Here is a 20,018-nt window from a genome sequence, read left to right as displayed (position 1 = left end):
GGACATGTGCGACGAGCCTGTCTCCCTGACGTTAACAGGCTCCCGATTTTTCAACGTATTAGACACAGATAAGGAATACCCCCATGTCAGAACGTTTACACAATGACGTGGATCCGATTGAAACTCGTGACTGGCTACAGGCGATCGAATCGGTCATCCGTGAAGAAGGTGTTGAACGTGCACAGTATCTGATTGATCAGGTGCTGAGTGCAGCCCGTAAAGGCGGTGTGAAAGTTGCTGGCGGTGCTGCCGCTATCAGTAACTATATCAACTCTATTGCCGTTGAAGATGAACCGGAATATCCGGGCAACACCTCACTTGAACGTCGTATCCGATCCGCTATCCGCTGGAATGCCATCATGTCGGTGTTGCGCGCATCGAAGAAAGATCTGGAGCTTGGCGGCCACATGTCCTCCTTCCAGTCTTCTGCCACTATCTATGAAGTGTGTTTTAACCACTTCTTCCGCGCGCGCAGTGAGAAAGATGGCGGCGATCTGGTGTACTTCCAGGGCCACATTTCTCCGGGTATCTATGCGCGTGCTTTCCTGGAAGGCCGTCTGACCGAAGAGCAGATGAATAACTTCCGTCAGGAAGTCGATGGCAAAGGCCTGTCTTCTTATCCGCATCCAAAACTGATGCCGGAGTTCTGGCAGTTCCCGACCGTTTCAATGGGCCTGGGCCCACTCAATGCTATCTATCAGGCTAAGTTCCTGAAGTACCTGGAACACCGTGGTCTGAAAGACACCTCTGGCCAGACCGTTTACGCGTTCCTGGGCGACGGCGAGATGGATGAACCAGAATCCAAAGGTGCGATCACTATCGCGACCCGTGAAAAACTGGATAACCTGGTCTTTATCATCAACTGTAACCTGCAGCGTCTGGATGGACCGGTCACCGGTAACGGTAAGATCATCAACGAGCTGGAAGGCATTTTTGCCGGTGCTGGCTGGGAAGTGATCAAGGTTATCTGGGGCGGTCGTTGGGATGAACTGCTGCGCAATGACACCAGCGGTAAACTGATCCAGCTGATGAATGAAACCGTCGACGGCGACTACCAGACGTTTAAATCGCGTGATGGTGCCTACGTGCGTGAGCACTTCTTCGGTAAATATCCGGAAACCGCTGCGCTGGTGAAAGACTGGTCAGACGATGAGATTTGGTCACTGAACCGTGGTGGTCACGATCCGAAGAAAATTTACGCGGCACTGAAAAAAGCGCAGGACACCAAAGGCAAGCCGGTTCTGATTCTGGCTCATACCATCAAAGGTTACGGTATGGGTGACACCGCAGAAGGCAAGAACATCGCGCACCAGGTGAAGAAGATGAACATGGATGGCGTACGCTATATCCGTGATCGTTTCAACGTGCCGGTCGAAGACGACAAAATTGAGTCGCTGCCTTACATCACCTTTGAGAAAGGCTCCGAAGAGTACAACTACCTGCATGGTCAGCGCGAGAAGTTAGGCGGTTACCTGCCTTCACGTCAGCCTAACTTCACGGAAAAGCTGGAAATGCCGGCTCTGGAAGAGTTCAGTGCGCTGCTGGAAGAGCAGAACAAAGAGATCTCTACCACCATCGCGTTTGTGCGTGCGCTGAATGTGATGCTGAAGAATAAGTCGATTAAAGATCGTCTGGTACCGATTCTTGCCGATGAAGCCCGTACCTTTGGTATGGAAGGCCTGTTCCGTCAGATTGGTATCTACAGCCCGAACGGTCAGCAGTACACGCCGCAGGACCGCGAGCAGGTGGCTTACTATAAAGAAGACGAGAAAGGTCAGATTCTGCAGGAAGGGATCAACGAGCTGGGCGCAGGATCGTCCTGGCTGGCGGCGGCGACCTCATACAGCACTAACAACCTGCCGATGATTCCGTTCTACATCTATTATTCGATGTTTGGCTTCCAGCGCATTGGTGATTTGATGTGGCTGGCGGGTGACCAGCAGGCGCGCGGCTTCCTGGTCGGCGGTACCTCAGGCCGTACTACGCTAAATGGTGAAGGTCTGCAGCATGAAGATGGTCACAGCCATATTCAGTCACTGACCATTCCAAACTGTATCTCCTACGATCCAGCGTATGCCTACGAAGTGGCTGTCATCATGCACGACGGTCTGGTACGCATGTACGGTGAAGCGCAGGAAAACATTTATTACTACATCACTACGCTGAACGAAAACTACCACATGCCAGCGATGCCGAAAGGTGCCGAAGAAGGTATCCGTAAAGGTATCTACAAGCTGGAAACCGTAGACGGTAGCAAAGGTAAAGTTCAGCTGTTGGGTTCAGGTTCTATCCTGCGCCATGTGCGTGAAGCCGCGCAGATCCTGTCGGCTGATTACGGCATCGGTTCGGACGTTTACAGCGTCACCTCGTTCACCGAACTGGCCCGCGATGGTCAGGATTGTGAGCGCTGGAACATGCTGCATCCGACAGAAGCGCCGCGTGTGCCTTACATCGCTCAGGTGATGAACGAAGCACCCGCTGTCGCATCAACCGACTACATGAAGCTGTTTGCTGAGCAGGTTCGCAGCTACGTGCCTTCAAGCGATTACCGTGTGCTGGGCACCGACGGCTTTGGCCGCTCTGACAGCCGTGAAAATCTGCGTCACCACTTTGAAGTGGATGCAGCATACGTTGTGGTAGCCGCGCTGGGTGAACTGGCTAAACGTGGCGAAATCGATAAGAAAGTCGTGGCGGATGCGATCGTGAAATTCAAGATCGATGCCGATAAAGTTAACCCGCGTCTGGCTTAAGAGGTAACAGAGTAATGGCTATTGAAATCAAGGTACCGGATATCGGGTCAGACGAAGTTGAAGTCACCGAAATTCTGGTCAAGGTTGGCGATAAGGTGGAAGCCGAGCAGTCGCTGATCACTGTAGAAGGCGATAAAGCCTCTATGGAAGTGCCTTCGCCGCAGGCCGGCGTAGTAAAAGAGATCAAAATCGCAACCGGTGACAAAGTGGAAACCGGCTCGCTGATCATGATGTTTGACGCAGAAGGTGCTGCTGAAGCGGCACCGGCGCCAGCTCAAGAGAAAAAAGCTGAGGCCGCCCCTGCCGCCGCTGCGTCTGCCAGCGCCAGCAAAGACGTTAACGTACCAGATATCGGTGGTGACGAAGTCGAAGTCACCGAAATTCTGGTGAAAGTGGGCGACAAAGTTGAAGCTGAACAATCGCTGATCGTCGTTGAAGGCGACAAAGCCTCAATGGAAGTCCCGGCACCGTTCGCGGGCGTGGTGAAAGCGATTAAAATCGCCACCGGCGATAAAGTGAATACCGGCTCTCACATCATGGTCTTTGAAACAGAGGGTGCTGCACCAGCTGCTGATGCGAAGCCAGAAGTGAAAGAAGAGGCTGCGACGGCACCAGCTGCGGCCGCAGGGGCAAAAGACGTTAACGTACCTGACATCGGCGGCGACGAAGTTGAAGTCACCGAAGTGCTGGTGAAGGTCGGCGATAAAGTCGAGGCTGAGCAGTCACTGATTGTAGTGGAAGGCGATAAGGCGTCGATGGAAGTTCCGGCACCGTTCGCGGGCACCGTCAAAGAACTGAAAGTCGCGACGGGCGATAAAGTCAGCACCGGTTCGCTGATCATGGTGTTTGAAGTGGAAGGCGCTGCCCCTGCCGCGGCACCGGCGGCTAAGAAAGAGTCGGCCCCTGCACCTGCGGCGGCGGAATCTAAGCCTGCCGCTGCCCCTGCACCAAAAGCAGACAGCAAAGGCGAGTTTGCTGAGAATGAAGCCTATGTGCACGCCACGCCGGTGATTCGTCGCCTGGCGCGTGAATTTGGCGTTAACCTGGCGAAGGTGAAAGGCACAGGACGCAAAGGCCGTATCCTGAAAGAAGACGTTCAGGCTTACGTGAAAGATGCAGTGAAACGCGCAGAGGCTGCGCCAGCCGCAGCCAGCGGTGGCGGATTGCCGGGCATGCTGCCATGGCCGAAAGTTGACTTCAGTAAGTTCGGTGAAGTTGAAGAAGTGGAACTGGGCCGTATCCAGAAAATCTCGGGTGCCAACCTGAGCCGTAACTGGGTGATGATCCCACACGTAACCCACTTTGATAAAACCGATATTACCGATCTGGAAGCTTTCCGTAAGCAGCAGAACGCCGAAGCCGAGAAGCGCAAACTGGACGTGAAATACACGCCAGTGGTTTTCATCATGAAAGCTGTCGCTGCAGCGCTTGAGCAGATGCCACGTTTCAACAGCTCCCTGTCTGAAGACGCGCAGAAGCTGACGTTGAAAAAATACATCAACATCGGCGTGGCGGTCGATACGCCAAATGGTCTGGTCGTTCCGGTCTTTAAAGACGTGAACAAGAAGGGCATCACCGAGCTGTCTCGTGAGCTGATGGCGGTCTCTAAAAAGGCGCGCGATGGCAAACTGACCGCAGGCGATATGCAGGGCGGTTGTTTCACCATCTCCAGCCTGGGCGGCCTGGGCACCACGCACTTTGCGCCGATTGTTAACGCGCCGGAAGTGGCCATCCTTGGCGTGTCCAAATCCGCAATGGAGCCTGTATGGAACGGTAAAGAGTTTGCACCACGTCTGATGATGCCGATCTCTCTGTCCTTCGATCACCGTGTTATCGACGGTGCGGATGGTGCACGTTTCATTACTATTATTGGCAATATGCTGTCAGACATTCGTCGTCTGGTTATGTAAAAAGCGCAAAAGGCCGGCAAATGCCGGCCTTTTTGTAACATTCAGGGCACCGCTGTTGGCAGTTTATTAACAATTCTGTAAACTCTTGCGGTGAACATGTCCCGGTGGAATAAGGACATTATGAGCCTATTCCATTAGGCATAATTGGCGCAGTCAGATTGAGTCACGGCAGGCAAATCCGATAGGGGAATGTTTGCAGCAGCAGACGCAATATGGCCAGTTAACTAGCCTAATGGGATAGGCTCAGCGTCTGACCCGCCGGAAATCCAATAAGAGGTCATGATGAGTACAGAGATTAAAACTCAGGTCGTGGTACTTGGGGCAGGTCCTGCAGGTTACTCTGCAGCTTTTCGTTGCGCTGACTTAGGTCTGGAAACCGTACTGGTTGAGCGCTACAGCACCCTCGGTGGTGTCTGTCTTAACGTAGGCTGTATCCCGTCTAAAGCGCTGCTGCACGTTGCTAAAGTGATTGAAGAAGCGAAAGCGCTCGAAGAACACGGCATTGTGTTTGGTCAGCCGCAAACGGATATCAACAAAATCCGTAGCTGGAAAGAGAAGGTGATTAACCAACTGACCGGCGGCCTGTCTGGCATGGCGAAAGGGCGTAAAGTGAAAGTGGTTAATGGCCTGGGCAAATTTACCGGTGCCAATACGCTGGTGGTCGAAGGTGAAGGTGGCGCAACCACTATTAACTTCGATAACGCCATTATCGCTGCAGGTTCACGTCCTATCGAACTGCCGTTCATTCCTCATGAAGATCCTCGTGTATGGGATTCCACTGACGCGCTGGAACTGAAAGAAGTGCCTAAGCGTCTGCTGGTTATGGGTGGCGGAATCATCGGTCTGGAAATGGCTACCGTTTACCATGCGCTGGGTTCAGAGATCGACGTGGTCGAGATGTTTGACCAGGTGATCCCGGCGGCCGATAAAGACGTGGTTAAAGTCTTTACCAAACGTATCAGCAAGAAATTTAACCTGATGCTGGAAACCAAGGTGACCGCCGTAGAAGCCAAGGACGACGGTATCTATGTTTCGATGGAAGGCAAAAAAGCGCCGGGCGAAGCTCAGCGTTATGATGCGGTTCTGGTTGCGATTGGTCGTGTACCGAACGGTAAAGGCCTGGATGCTGACAAAGCCGGTGTCGAAGTTGACGATCGCGGCTTCATCCGCGTTGACAAGCAGATGCGCACCAATGTGCCACACATTTATGCGATCGGCGACATTGTAGGCCAGCCAATGCTGGCACACAAAGGCGTGCATGAAGGCCATGTGGCGGCAGAAGTCATTTCAGGTCTGAAACACTACTTCGATCCGAAAGTGATTCCTTCCATTGCCTATACTGAGCCAGAAGTTGCCTGGGTCGGTCTGACTGAGAAAGAAGCGAAAGAGAAAGGCATCAGCTATGAAACCGCCACGTTCCCGTGGGCGGCATCAGGCCGTGCGATCGCTTCTGACTGTGCAGATGGCATCACCAAACTGATTTTCGACAAAGAGACCCATCGTGTTATCGGTGGTGCCATTGTCGGAACGAACGGCGGTGAACTGCTGGGTGAAATCGGTCTGGCCATTGAAATGGGCTGTGACGCAGAAGATATTGCGCTGACCATTCATGCGCACCCAACCCTGCATGAATCCGTAGGACTGGCGGCTGAAATCTTTGAAGGCAGCATCACCGATCTGCCTAACGCGAAAGCGAAGAAGAAATAAGTCTCAGGACAACAGTCATAGCGGCCCCTTATGGGGCCGTTTTTTTATGCTGATTATTATCGAATAAGAAAATCAATAAAGGAAAGGGCGCCTGCGCTAACACATTTACACTGGCATGTAGGGCGGAGTAAACTCCGCCACTAACGAAGTTTTACTGCCTGGTTTCGTAATTCAAGACAGCCGAAAGTTCAGCACTCATTATTCTGAGGCGAAGCTCACATAATGAACCTCGGTTTGATAAACTCAATCCTAAGAGAATTAATCCGCTAATAACAAGTAAACCGTATTTCGACTTCATGGTGGCACCTCTCTTGATTTTCATTGAGCGAGGGGCTACCCTGACAGTGTTTGGGTGTTAGGGTAGTGACCTCCGCTCGCATTAGTTGACTGATTAATGTGAGCGGTTCCTTCCTCTTTCCACCTCAGGTTTTTACCCAAAGCAGAAAGCTTCAGGCGCCCAACCGCAGTCTACGCATTTATTATTTTACTGTCCCCTGATTTTTTATTTTTTCATAATGCTAATTAATAAAAATTTCTGTCTTTTATATTTTAAATGTTATTTATGCTGATTTCTTCATGACTATTTTAAAATAATTATTTCTCGGTTCTTATGTTGCTGTTAATTTTGATGGTTGATCACTTCGTTATTATTAACACGTAACCAGTCAATAAAATGACGTAATGGTGCAGAGACATAACGCCTGCCAGGATAGTAGAGCCAGAAGCCATCGGCATTCTCCGTATAGTGACTTAACAGCTCAACGAGTGAGCCACTTCGCAGACTGGCACTGACCACGGCCTCCTGCAGAAAAGCAATCCCTGCTCCCGCAAGGGCGGCCTGCAATATTCGTTCGTTGTTATCCAGCACCAGAGAGCCACTGACGGCGACTTCCCGCTTTTTCCCTGCGTGCATGAATTCCCAGCGATAGCGTTGCCCGCTCGGGAAACGCCGCTCAATGCAGGGAAACTGCAGCAGATCGTCCGGTGTTTGCGGGGCACCATGACGTTCAATAAACGCCGGGCTTGCGACAACCAGTGTACGCATTGCCGGGCCAAAGGGCAGGGCGATCATATCCTGCGCCAGCACATCGCCGTAGCGAATACCTGCATCAAAACCGGCTTCAAGGATATCCACCAGCGCATCGTTACTGTCAATTTCCAGCGTAATGTCAGGATAGCGCTGGAGAAAGGGCAGGATCAGGCTGTCAAAAAACAGCGCTTCTGCAGAGCGGGGCATATTGAGTTTCAGCGTACCGTGAGGCCGGGCTCGCCAGTCGTTAAGTTCATCCACGGCCTGCGATAAATCAAGTAAGGCAGGCTGAATGCGCTGCAGGAAATGTTGTCCTGCCTCGGTCAGTGAGACACTGCGCGTCGTGCGGTTGAGCAATCTCACCCCTAGCCGTTGCTCAAAATGACGCATGGCGTGGCTCAGCGCAGACGGCGTTACGTTACGTGCCTGTGCGGCTTTGCGGAAGCTCCGGTGATGCGCAATCGCGCTGAACATTTCTAGCTCCTGCAGGGTGGCCCGCGAAAGTGTCATTGATGAATTTTCCTCACTGGCTGGGCAAGAATAGCGCAATTGTTGTTGGTATTAATGAGGATTATAACAATAACACCGCAAAAAAGAGGAAAACATCATGCAACAACGTCAATTGGGTAATCAGGGATTACGCGTTTCAGCACTGGGACTCGGCTGTATGGGCATGACCTTCGCCTATGGCAATCATGATGAGCAGCAGGCATTAAATACGCTGTCGCGTGCGTTTGAACTGGGCATCAACTTTCTGGATACCGCCGAAATCTACGGTCCCTTTACCAACGAGGTGCTCATCGCTAAAGCCCTTAAAGGCCGCCGCGACAATATCACGGTGGCCACAAAATTTGGTTTTGCGATTACTGGCGAAGGTCAGGGTTGGGAAAAGATGACGGGCGTTAACAGCCAGCCTCAGCATATTCGCCGCGCAGTCGAAGGATCGTTAATCCGTTTGGGAACCGATCATATCGATCTGCTTTACCAGCACCGTTTTGATCCGAGCGTACCGATTGAAGACGTGATTGGCACGATGGCGGATCTGATTAAAGAGGGAAAAGCCCGCTATATTGGGTTGTCTGAAGTCTCATCTGCTACGCTGCGGCGCGCCTGTGCCGTCCATCCCGTCTCTGCCTTACAAAGCGAATACTCACTCTGGACCCGCGATCCCGAGCAGGACATTCTGGCGACCTGTCGTGAACTGAATGTCGGTTTTGTGCCTTACAGTCCGTTGGGCCGGGGCTTCCTGACGGGCAAACTGACATCCGTGGACGCGCTGGATCCGCATGACTTCCGCCGCAGTTTGCCCCGTTTTCAGGAGCAGGCACAGGAACATAACCAAAAGTTAGTCGCGCAGCTCACTGAGATGGCACACAGTTATGGTATTACTGCGGCACAACTGGCGCTGGCATGGGTCATGGCGAAGGGGGAAGATATTGTGCCGATTCCGGGAGCGAGCAAGGTCCATCATCTGGAAGAAAACTGTGCCGCAGCGAATGTCGTCCTGACAGGGGCGGACAGTGACACGCTGGACAGGCTCTTTGCGCCGCAAAACGTCCGGGGTGAACGCTATGCGGATGCAGAATATGGCATGATCGATCGTTAAGCAAACAGCGAAATGACTGGGTTAACCGGCAGGGCATTAAGCCCTGCGTTTTTTTCGTTTATCTCTGTTCAGGTAGCGCATTCTGCTGCAGAAAACCGCAATGTTGCTTTTTTGTAAACAGATTAACAAGCTGTTGAAATCCTGCTATGCTGCCCCACGCGGAACCGGGCACCTTACCCTACTCATGGAATGCGTTGTCATCAGGGTGCACCGGAAACCCATACAATGAGAGCGAGGAGAACGTCGTGCTAGAAGAATACCGTAAGCACGTTGCCGAGCGTGCTGCCCAAGGGATCGTACCTAAGCCATTAGATGCTTCCCAGATGGCCGCGCTGGTTGAACTGCTAAAAAATCCACCTGCGGGTGAAGAAGAATTTTTGACCGATTTGTTGGTCAACCGCGTACCACCCGGCGTCGATGAAGCGGCGTATGTTAAAGCAGGTTTCCTGGCTGCTGTCGCCAAAGGCGAAACAACCTCTCCTCTGGTATCTCCTGAAAAAGCCGTTGAACTGCTCGGTACCATGCAGGGCGGTTACAACATCCATCCTCTGATTGAAGCATTAGATGATGCGAAACTCGCGCCGATTGCGGCAAAAGCGCTTTCCCACACGTTGCTGATGTTTGACAGCTTTTACGACGTTGAAGAAAAAGCCAAAGCAGGCAACGCACATGCGAAACAGGTGATGCAGTCATGGGCGGATGCCGAATGGTATCTGTCGCGTCCAGAGCTGGCTGAAAAAATTACCGTAACGGTTTTCAAAGTCACTGGCGAAACCAATACAGACGATCTGTCTCCGGCACCGGATGCCTGGTCACGTCCTGATATCCCTCTGCATGCGCTGGCAATGCTGAAAAATGCCCGCGAAGGCATTGAGCCAGATGAGCCAGGCAACATCGGACCGATCAAACAAATTGAAGCGCTGCAGGCCAAAGGTTTCCCGCTGGCCTACGTCGGTGACGTTGTAGGCACCGGTTCATCACGTAAATCGGCGACCAACTCGGTGCTGTGGTTTATGGGCGATGACATTCCGAACGTGCCAAACAAAAAAGGCGGTGGCGTTGTGCTGGGTGGCAAGATTGCCCCTATCTTCTTCAACACCATGGAAGATGCAGGCGCGCTGCCGATTGAAGTGGATGTGAACAACCTGAATATGGGCGATGTCATTGATATCTACCCCTTCAAAGGTGAAGTCCGCAACCACGAAACCGGCGACCTGCTGGCCAGTTTTGAACTGAAAACCGACGTCCTGATCGATGAAGTCCGTGCTGGTGGTCGTATTCCCCTGATCATTGGCCGTGGCCTGACGACCAAAGCGCGCGAATCGCTGGGGCTGCCTGCCAGCACCGTGTTCCGTATCGCGAAAGACGTGGCTGAAAGCACACGTGGCTACTCGCTGGCACAGAAAATGGTGGGCCGTGCCTGTGGTGTTGACGGCATCCGTCCCGGTGCGTACTGCGAACCTAAGATGACCTCTGTGGGCTCACAGGATACTACCGGTCCAATGACCCGAGACGAACTGAAAGACCTGGCCTGCCTGGGCTTTTCGGCTGACCTGGTCATGCAGTCGTTCTGTCACACGGCGGCTTATCCTAAGCCGGTGGATGTGAACACGCACCATACGTTACCTGACTTCATCATGAACCGCGGCGGGGTTTCTCTGCGTCCGGGTGACGGGGTTATTCACTCCTGGCTGAACCGTATGTTGCTGCCGGATACCGTCGGAACAGGTGGCGATTCTCATACGCGTTTCCCTATCGGGATTTCGTTCCCGGCAGGCTCGGGCCTGGTCGCCTTTGCTGCGGCAACGGGCGTTATGCCGCTCGATATGCCGGAATCGGTGCTGGTACGTTTCAAAGGTAAAATGCAGCCTGGCATTACGCTGCGCGATCTGGTGCACGCCATTCCGCTGTATGCCATTAAGCAGGGCCTGCTGACCGTCGAGAAGAAAGGCAAGAAGAACATCTTCTCTGGCCGCATCCTTGAAATTGAAGGTCTGCCCGATCTGAAAGTTGAGCAGGCGTTCGAACTGACCGATGCGTCTGCAGAACGTTCTGCTGCAGGCTGTACCATTAAGCTGGATCAGGCGCCGATCAAAGAGTACCTGACCTCTAACATTGTCCTCTTGAAATGGATGATCTCTGAAGGCTACGGCGATCGTCGTACGCTGGAGCGCCGTATCGAAGGCATGGAGAAATGGCTGGCGGATCCACAGTTGCTTGAAGCCGACGCCGATGCGGAATATGCCGCGGTGATTGACATCGATCTGGCTGAGATCAAAGAGCCGATTCTGTGTGCGCCAAACGATCCGGACGATGCGCGTCTGCTGTCTGATGTGCAGGGCGAGAAGATTGATGAAGTCTTTATCGGCTCGTGCATGACCAATATCGGTCACTTCCGTGCGGCAGGTAAGTTGCTGGACAGCCATAAAGGCCAGTTACCAACCCGTCTGTGGGTTGCACCACCGACCAAAATGGACGCGGCTCAGCTGACAGAAGAAGGTTACTACAGCGTATTTGGTAAGAGCGGTGCGCGTATTGAGATCCCGGGCTGTTCACTGTGCATGGGTAACCAGGCACGTGTGGCTGACGGCGCAACGGTGGTCTCGACGTCAACCCGTAACTTCCCGAACCGTCTGGGTACAGGGGCTAATGTCTATCTGGCCTCTGCGGAGCTGGCTGCCGTCTCATCGCTGTTAGGTAAACTGCCTACGCCAGATGAGTATCAGCAGTTCATGGCACAGGTTGATAAAACAGCCACTGACACCTATCGCTATCTCAACTTTGACCAGTTGAGTCAGTACACGGAAAAAGCAGACGGCGTGATTTTCCAGACTGCCGTCTGACAGGTGACGATCGTTCTGTTTGAGAGGAGCGCCCCGGCGCTCCTCTTTTTTTATGCCTGAAAAGGGGCGTCCAGGGAATCTGGATAGGTGCGCTAAGCAGGTGCACGGCAATAAAAATAGCGGTATAACAGCGCGAGTAACTGACAAAGAGATAAGATCATGGAGTATGAATTTTTACGCGACATCACGGGCAAGGTAAAAGTGCGCATGTCGATGGGCCATGAAGCATTAGGCCACTGGTTTAATGAAGAAGTCGGGCATGACGCCAGCGTGCTGGATGAGGTTGAAGCCGAAGCCCAAAAACTTACAGGCAGTGAGCGCCAGTGGCAGCGCATCGGGCGCGAATATACGCTCTGGATGGATGATGAAGAGGTCATTGTCCGCGCGAATACATTGAATTTCGAAGGCGATGAGATGGAAGAGGGCATGAATTACTACGATGAAGAAAGCCTGTGCTTCTGCGGTAAGGAAGATTTCCTGGCCGTGATTGCCGCCTGGCGGCGATTTATGTCGGGAAAATGATTGGAAGACTGCACACCGATCGCCATTTACCTCCTTTATTGATTGATAATGCTCAATTATCAGCGTTTTAATCTGAGATTCCCGCCGAATATTTTATTTTTGTGATTTAATATCATCATAGTGATTATAATTAATCATCAAGGTGGTGGTATGAAGATTAAGGAAACAATCGAAAAAGTGCCTGGCGGAATGATGATTACCCCGTTGGTGCTGGGGGCCGCCGCTAACACGCTGGCTCCCGACGCCTCAGGAACAGGGGGCTATACGACGGCACCGTTTAAAGAGGACGTGCCTGTGCTTATCGGTGTTTTATTGTTATGCATGAGATCGGTTAAAGCGCTGCCCCAGGCGCGGGTTACGGGCGGCGGTATCACCGTGACGAAGTGTCTTGCTGCTGTCGCGCTGGGTCTGTCTGTCGATACGTTGTCTGGCCCTGAAGGCCGGTGGGGATTGTCATCCGTTGCGGTCATTGCGGCGATGGAGAACAGCAACGGCGGTCTTCATACGGTCCTGGCAGGTGCCGCCGCCAGGACAATTGCCGTCACGCCGGCTGCGCTGGCGCAGGCCGATCCGGGCCTGTCTTGTGTGGTCGCCGCGGCAACGCCGCTGATCGCGACATCGGTGATTGTCACCGCCCTTTTAACGCCGATGCTGACCTTCCTGGGTGGCAAAAGGTAATCAGCGACGGGCTGTCGCTTCATCTACGGAAAAATCACGATGAAAATGATCGTTATTGCCGACGACTTTACTGGTGCGAATGATACGGGCGTGCAACTGGCTAAAAAAGGGGCACGTACGGAAGTGATGCTGACGTCACAGCAAAAGCCCTCACGTCGCGCTGATGTGCTGGTGATTAACACAGACAGCCGGGCACTCAGCGCTGAGCAGGCGGCGGTTGCGGTGAAACAGGCGCTGTCTCCCTGGGTGCGCCCTGGGCAAAACAGCGTGCTGATCTATAAAAAAATCGACTCTACCTTTCGTGGCAATCCCGGCGCAGAGATTGCTGCGGCTATGGCCGCCAGCGGAACCACGCTGGCGATTGTCGCCGCAGCCATTCCGTCTGCGGGGCGCATGACGCGCAATGGTGAATGCTGGGTTCACCAGCGCCCGTTGCTGGAAACCGAGTTTGCCAGCGATCCGCGCACACCGATTATCTCCTCGCGTATCCGCACGCTGATCGGCTTACAGACCGATCTGCCTGTCAGGGAGATGACGCTGGACGACGTCAGGCGTGGCGACCTCGCAGACCGGCTTGAAAACCTGCGCCAACAGCCCGCCAGCATCGTCATTATTGATGCAGAAAGCGATAACGATCTGGCCCTGATTGCCCGGGCTGCTTTCTCAATGGCTGCGCGCCCTTTGCTGGTTGGGGCGGCGGGACTGGCCAACGCGCTTCCGACCGACAGCTATATGGACAGCGATCAACCGCTTCCGGTTCTGGTGGTGGCGGGCTCGATGAGTGAAATGACCCGGCGTCAGGTAGCCCAGGCGCAACGTCTGGGGCGGGTTGACGTGCTCAGAATCGCGGTTGAAACCCTGCTTGCTCCTGAGAAAGAGCAAAAAGAGATCGTAGAGCAGGCGTGCCAGATCCTTGCACAGAACAGGCACTGTGTTCTGCAGACCAGCAGCCACGGGGACGACCGTAACCAGATTGCAGCGCTGACCGGAAAATATGCATTGAGTCGCGAGGCGTTGGGCGAAACGCTGAGTCGGCGAATGGGGGATATCACCTTAGCGATCCTGGATCGTGCCCGTACGGGTGGGCTGTTCCTGACGGGCGGCGACATCGCGATCGCGGTGGCGAATGCTCTCGGTGCAGAAGGTTACCGTATCCACGGTGAAGTGGCGCCCTGTATCCCCTGTGGCACCTTCGTAAACAGTGACATCGATGATTTGCCCGTTATCACTAAAGCAGGGGGATTCGGGACGGATGATACGCTCTGTGATGCGCTGCATTATATTGAGGAGCTGTATCTGAATGCGTAAACCTGAGCCTGCAGATGTGCAGGCCAGAATTGCGTTTCGACAGGATAAGTCAGGGGAAATTTGGCGGAATGATGAGAATAGCTGTGCCCTGTTTAATAAAGGGCGCGATATTCTCCATTATTAAAATATAATAAATCCTTACGATCCCTGTTCGATGTGTAATGCTGTACTCCCAATGGTGCTGTTACATTTCCTTACCTGAATGCAACTGCTCGCTTAAGTCAAATTTACTGTTCGGTAAAACGAAACAGGCTTCACTGTCCTTTTTGAATGCTTAATCTTTTTGATTTTTCAGTTTTTTATGGCGGCGGGTACCGTGAAAACAGGGCGATAACAGAGATTATCCTCCTCCGTGTTTTCGCGTTATTTCCGCTAACGCTAATTTAAATTGTAACGCAGTGGAAATTTCAGCGAGAGCGCTAATAATCAACTTAACATTGATGCGTTCACTTCTACGTCACTCACCGATCGGTTGAGTGGTCAGGCTTTTCATTAAATTTATATGCCTGATTTATTAATGTGCCTTGCCATTATTCTCGTGAATTAATGGAATTTAATTATTCTCTTTCCACTCGCGGAGATATTATGCTCAGCAATACATCTATCAGAACCCGCCTTTATATGGCGTTTGGTGCCATGACGCTTGTCATGATTGTGGTATGCAGTCTGTTTTATATGGGTTTTAATCGCGTCACGCAGGCCAGCAAACTTAACGTTCATACCTATCAGGTGGTTGAAGGCCTGAATAAGGTGACCGAGAGTCTGCTGAATATGGAAACCGGCCTTCGGGGTTATGCACTTAGCGGTCAGACACAAATGCTGGCACCCTTTAATCAGGGTAAACAGGCCTTTAGCGACTACACCGCAAGTACACATCAGCTGACGCAGGACAATCCGGTACAGCAGCAACGCTTAGTTGATCTGGAAAGCAAACAGAAGAACTGGCTGGAGAGCTATGCCCGTAACGTAATGGCGGCGCGTGAGCGTCTGAATCAGGGGAATCTCGACCAGCAACACTTTTTAGACATCTTTGCGACTGATGAAGGTAAAGTGCAAATGGATGCGATGCGTAACGTGATTGAATCCATGATTGTCACGGAGAAATCGTTACTCAAATCGCGTGAAGATGAATTGACTAGCGAGCGGACCAAAACGCGCGTGATCCTGGTGGCCGGACTGCTACTGTCAGCGGGAATTTCCCTGGTTCTGGGCCTGCTGATTTCCCGCAGTATTTCTCGTCCTCTGGCTGTCGCGGTGCACACGGCCGATACCATTGCCCGGGGCGATCTGACCTCTGTGATTACCGTAAACCGTCAGGATGAAACCGGAAAGCTGCTGACGGCCCTGGCGAATATGCAAAATCATTTGCGGAACCTGGTGACCCAGATCAAAGATTCTGCGGCATCGGTTGAACTGGCGGCCAGTGAAATTGCGCAGGGCAATACCGAGCTGTCCTCCCGTACGGAAGAGCAGGCTGCGGCATTGCAACAGACGGCGGCAAGCATGGAACAAATTACTGCGACGGTTCGCAATAACACCTCTGTCGCTGAATCTACAGCGTCTTCGGCCCGGGAGACGGAATCACTGACGCGCGCCAGCGAAAAAGCCGTCAATGACATGAGCCATACGATGCACAGCATTTCGGTGAGCGCGGCGAAAGTGAAAGAGATTACCGCGGTTATTCAAAGTATCGCTTTTCAGACCAACATTCTGGCGCTGAATGCGGCGGTAGAAGCGGCAAGAGCGGGTGAGCACGGTCGTGGCTTTGCCGTTGTCGCAACGGAAGTCCGTACGCTGGCACAGCGCAGCGCATCATCGTCGCGTGAAATCGGTCACCTGATTGAAGAAGCGGTCACCGGTGTGGCGAAAGGTGTACAGGCGGCCGATCATACCGCCCAGAGTATTCTTAAAGCGGCAAGTGAAGTCGCGTCACTGGCACAGTATATGGATGGTCTGGCGCTGGCATCAGTGGAACAAATGCAGGGCGTTTCGCAGGTCAGCATTGCCGTTACGCAGATGGACAGCGTCACACAAAGCAATGCCGCGCTGGTGGAGCAGTCGGCTTCGGCATCGCAATCCTTAACTGAACAGGCGCGCAGTCTGCGCATGTTAACCGCGGCGTTCCAGGTCTGATGTCTCCAGGCCAGGCATGCACCACGATGCCTGGCCTGAAGACGCGTTTAACCGGTCAGAAAGCGTTCCAGCTCAGGACCTTTGTGGGTTTGATTAGCCAGTTGCACAGCATAAAAGTCGCAGTTGTGTTTCTTCTGACGTGCAAGTGCCGCCATTTTTCTGATTTCCCTGATCCCTTTTCCCTTAAGGCCGCAGGCCAGTCGTTCAAGGGCGCGGGCATTTTCAAACTGATCAAATGCGCACGGATAAATCAGTTGAGGCACCCCGTTCTTGAGTAACTGCGCGGTGGTGCCAATACCGCCATGATGAATGGCAAATAAGCAGGTTTCAGTCAGGGCAATATTGAGATGCGGCAGCGTCATCACATCGTCGTTTACCGCTAACGCGGCTGCGGTTGGCGTAACAAGCACGCACTTCAGTCCTTCTGTTTTTAAGTCCTGTAAAACGCGTGTCACGGATGATTGTTCAGCCAGGGCCCAACTGGTAAAAAAGACCACCGTACGGGAGTCAATAAAATCGGTAATACGATCGTCATCCAGCGACGCCCGGCTCTTGTTCAGTAAAAAACCGGCATAAAATCCCTCGCGCGCTTTCTTTTGATAAAACCAGGGTTCGTATAACACAATCGACTGCGGTTCGTTATTGACCCAGTCAGCGTAAATATTGCGAGAGGCTGGCAGATTATGGTCGCGTCGCAGCGTGTCGATGGTACGCTGAAGTGCAGGCGAAACCAGGGCCCGTTGAAATAAAGCCAGTTTCCAGTTCAGACTGATACGCAGGCTTTTTTCCAGCGCATGGATAACACGCCCGGGCTGCAATTTTAAATTTGAATTGGTCAGGCTGATAGCATATTTCTTTAACCGGTATTTCTCGCTGACGGCTTTCGCCGCAAAACACCATAAAGAGTGAATGAGGATGGCGTCATCTTCGGCAAGGGCGCTCATGGCATCGAACATCGCCTCCTGCTGTTCCGCCATATAATGTGAAATCCGTTTCAGGGCGTGCTTTTTGTCCCATAACGTCCGATCCTGGACGGCTTTCACATAAGTCTCTTTGTCGCCGACCGCCACAAAGGACAGGCCGCGATCTACTGCCTCAGATCTGAAATAGTCGTTAGCGAGCAGGTAAACATCGTGATTCTTTTCTTTTAACAGCGAGCCAATCTCAATACAGGGAAAGACATCGCCTGCTGAGCCCAGTGCGCCAATAATCACTTTCATCTCAGACACCAATCTGACTAAAAATAGTGTTGAAGGCGGCAGCGGTCCTTTCCCGGCTGCGCTTGCCTTCCAGATCCAGAAAATGTCCCGCATCCCTGATTTGATAAAAGCGCGTTTTATCCGACTCGCCGCATATCTCTTCGATGTTTTTTTGCGGCGTATGAATATCCAGGTCGCCGTTGATAAAGTGAAACTGGCAGGCCGAGTTATCAATAATGTTTTTGTAGTCGTGGTTGCGCAGCGTGGCAATCTGCTCAAGATGGAAACGCCCCTGACGGTATTCAATCTCATCCAGCGACGTCAGATGCCTGAAGTTGCAGAACTTCATCTTATTCGGCAGATATGCACCCACTTCGTCATTCATCAAATGCGCAAGCTCGACAAAGTTCTTCTCTTTTGAAAACAGATTGGCTTGCTTCACGTAAGTCCGCATACGGTCATTAAATTCAAAGGAATAGGACGCGATGATGGCATGTTCCAGGCCCTCTTCACCGTGATTCAAGAGCTTGAGAGTCGATGCGCCGCCCCAGGAGGCTGAGGCAATAATATTGGGCTTATAAATTGAAATCAGCTCGCGAATAATCGTGACTTCATCATCAAGCGTGACGATATGACAGCCCTGTTCGTTGAAGGGTTTTGATTTGCCTGAGAACGGAAGATCAAACGTAATGACATCTGATTTATCCGCCAGGAAGCGTTTCCAGTTGCGGAAAGAAGACGAGGTTGCCAGTGCACCGTTAATCAGGATTGTCCTGTTACGGGTCGGGACACTGCATTTCGTCAATTCCACATAAATGTTAAGTTCATTTATGTTTACTACAGAATAACCGTGACTCATATCACTCTCCCCCACCAGAAAACATCATAAAATATTAAAGTTTTCTAATGTATATCACAGCAAATGGTAATCATTAAGTTATTTTTATGTTTTATCGCTGCTTTTAATCCGCAACCTTTCATCTTATTGATTAAAAAGAGTTTATAAATTAAGTGATTCTGATTTTTCTCCATCAACTTAGTTCTCATGGAAAATTAAGTGACTTAACAGGCCGTTAAAGTGTGATTTTCCTCATAAAATCCAGGCGTGGAAAGGAAGGCTGGTCTTTTTTATACTGTCATAAAACTTTATTATCCTTACTGTATTCATGGTAAATTTAATTAATGTTTTATCTTGAGGCGAACGGCTCGGCAGGGATTACTGTGGTGAATTTGTGTTAGTGCCACACTGTGGCCTGTTACTGGCAGGCGTTACGGGACGATCTCAGAAAGAGCGTCTGCACAACACAACGCAGGGGGCGGCTGATTTACTTCACGGAAGAACGTCGTAGCGGGTCTGCCAGTCTTACCATCACAAGATGACATGCCGCGAAAGAAAGGCAGCCGGGGCTACCCTGGTTCGCAGGGCGCAATAAGTGGCCCTGAACGGGCTGTGACAGATAACAGGCAGACGAAAGAGAGAATGCCCCGCAAAGGGGGCATAACTTAGTAGGTTTTTAATCCCACAGACGGAATATTGCGACCGTAATAAATCTCACGCATCTCTTTCCACAGCAGGTCAGTAATGCGTTTGTGCTCCTGCGGTGTCAGATCTTCCGGGCGGGTATTAAAGAGATAATGTTTTAAATCGAATTCTTTCAGCAACATCTTGGTATGGAAGATGTTTTCCTGGTAAACATTCACATCAACCATATCGTACATCCGCTTCATATCGTCGGACATGAAGTTTTGGATGGAGTTAATTTCATGGTCGATAAAGTGTTTAACGCCGTTCACATCACGTGTAAAACCCCGTACGCGGTAATCCACAGTGACAATGTCAGATTCCAGCTGGTGAATCAGGTAATTGAGCGCCTTAAGCGGTGAGATCACGCCGCAGGTTGAGACCTCAATGTCTGCACGGAAGGTACAGAGGCCGCCTTCAGGATGGCTTTCCGGATACGTGTGCACACAAATATGGCTTTTATCAAGATGCGCGACCACGGAATTAGGCAACGGGCCGGGATGCTCAGACGTATCAATATCTTTAGGATCAACAGGTTCTTCACTGACCAAAATCGTGACGCTGGCACCCTGTGGCTCATAATCCTGGCGCGCAATGTTCAGCACATTCGCACCAATAATCGAACAGGTTTCGGTCAAAATTTCCGTCAGGCGATTGGCATTGTATTGCTCATCGATATAAGCAATATAACCATCGCGCTCGGCTTCGGTATTCGCATAGCAAATATCGTAGATACAAAAACTCAGGCTTTTGGTCAGATTATTGAAGCCATGCAGTTTTAGCTTTTGCAATTTTATTCACCCCCTTATA

General features: G+C 51.8%; 12 protein-coding genes and 1 pseudogene. 9 read left to right on the top strand and 4 right to left on the bottom strand.

The annotated features are described in order from the left end of the window. Window positions 1-83: 83 nt before the first annotated feature. From aceE to lpdA, 3 genes are all read left to right on the top strand, one after another. A complete protein-coding gene (gene aceE, locus RAC90_RS12315; RefSeq protein ID WP_033740274.1) occupies window positions 84-2,750 on the top strand; it encodes a pyruvate dehydrogenase (acetyl-transferring), homodimeric type in 2,667 nt (888 codons plus the stop codon). Between the two features lie 14 nt (window positions 2,751-2,764). After that, complete coding sequence (gene aceF / locus RAC90_RS12310) at window positions 2,765-4,660, top strand: pyruvate dehydrogenase complex dihydrolipoyllysine-residue acetyltransferase (RefSeq protein WP_033740275.1); 1,896 nt, start codon at window positions 2,765-2,767, stop codon at window positions 4,658-4,660. Between the two features lie 282 nt (window positions 4,661-4,942). Next, window positions 4,943-6,367, top strand: a complete 1,425-nt coding sequence (gene lpdA / locus RAC90_RS12305) for a dihydrolipoyl dehydrogenase (protein ID WP_028724707.1) — start codon at window positions 4,943-4,945, stop codon at window positions 6,365-6,367. Window positions 6,368-6,986: 619 nt separating this feature from the next. Here the strand turns inward: lpdA and RAC90_RS12300 are convergent. Further along, a complete protein-coding gene (locus tag RAC90_RS12300) occupies window positions 6,987-7,907 on the bottom strand; it encodes a LysR family transcriptional regulator (RefSeq protein ID WP_058702052.1) in 921 nt (306 codons plus the stop codon). Window positions 7,908-8,004: 97 nt separating this feature from the next. Between RAC90_RS12300 and RAC90_RS12295 the strand changes: the two genes are divergently transcribed. The 6 genes and pseudogenes from RAC90_RS12295 (at window position 8,005) to RAC90_RS12270 (ending at window position 16,487) form a co-directional block, all read left to right on the top strand. Continuing rightward, window positions 8,005-9,003, top strand: coding sequence for an aldo/keto reductase (locus tag RAC90_RS12295; protein ID WP_375124381.1), 999 nt, complete (start codon window positions 8,005-8,007; stop codon window positions 9,001-9,003). Between the two features lie 245 nt (window positions 9,004-9,248). Beyond that, window positions 9,249-11,846, top strand: coding sequence for a bifunctional aconitate hydratase 2/2-methylisocitrate dehydratase (gene acnB, locus RAC90_RS12290; protein ID WP_072021701.1), 2,598 nt, complete (start codon window positions 9,249-9,251; stop codon window positions 11,844-11,846). A gap of 159 nt (window positions 11,847-12,005) precedes the next feature. Continuing rightward, entirely contained in the window at window positions 12,006-12,368 is a 363-nt protein-coding gene (gene yacL, locus RAC90_RS12285) for a protein YacL (RefSeq protein ID WP_006117708.1), read from the top strand. Window positions 12,369-12,518: 150 nt separating this feature from the next. Beyond that, window positions 12,519-13,089 (top strand): annotated as a pseudogene (locus RAC90_RS12280) (2-keto-3-deoxygluconate permease). Then, window positions 13,086-14,354: a four-carbon acid sugar kinase family protein gene (locus RAC90_RS12275; RefSeq protein ID WP_054634488.1), complete on the top strand. Its 1,269-nt coding sequence runs from the start codon at window positions 13,086-13,088 to the stop codon at window positions 14,352-14,354. Before RAC90_RS12280 ends, RAC90_RS12275 begins: the two are co-directional and overlap by 4 nt. A gap of 585 nt (window positions 14,355-14,939) precedes the next feature. Next, entirely contained in the window at window positions 14,940-16,487 is a 1,548-nt protein-coding gene (locus RAC90_RS12270) for a methyl-accepting chemotaxis protein (protein ID WP_375124380.1), read from the top strand. Between the two features lie 47 nt (window positions 16,488-16,534). Here the strand turns inward: RAC90_RS12270 and RAC90_RS12265 are convergent, their stop codons facing one another. The 3 genes from RAC90_RS12265 to speD all read right to left on the bottom strand — a co-directional run bounded on the left by RAC90_RS12265 (window position 16,535) and on the right by speD (window position 19,999). Next, entirely contained in the window at window positions 16,535-17,707 is a 1,173-nt protein-coding gene (locus tag RAC90_RS12265) for a nucleotide disphospho-sugar-binding domain-containing protein (RefSeq protein ID WP_375124379.1), read from the bottom strand. A gap of 1 nt (window position 17,708) precedes the next feature. Continuing rightward, window positions 17,709-18,545: an alpha/beta fold hydrolase gene (locus tag RAC90_RS12260; protein ID WP_033740283.1), complete on the bottom strand. Its 837-nt coding sequence runs from the start codon at window positions 18,543-18,545 to the stop codon at window positions 17,709-17,711. 644 nt (window positions 18,546-19,189) lie between these two features. Continuing rightward, window positions 19,190-19,999, bottom strand: a complete 810-nt coding sequence (gene speD, locus RAC90_RS12255) for an adenosylmethionine decarboxylase (RefSeq protein ID WP_033740284.1) — start codon at window positions 19,997-19,999, stop codon at window positions 19,190-19,192. Window positions 20,000-20,018 lie beyond the last annotated feature (19 nt).

The sequence above is a fragment of the Pantoea sp. CS_6 genome (genome assembly GCF_041954745.1).
GTDB classification, from domain to species: domain Bacteria; phylum Pseudomonadota; class Gammaproteobacteria; order Enterobacterales; family Enterobacteriaceae; genus Pantoea; species Pantoea stewartii.
Note: the sequence above shows the minus strand (reverse complement) of the source record. Positions and strands in the feature narration are given on the sequence as shown.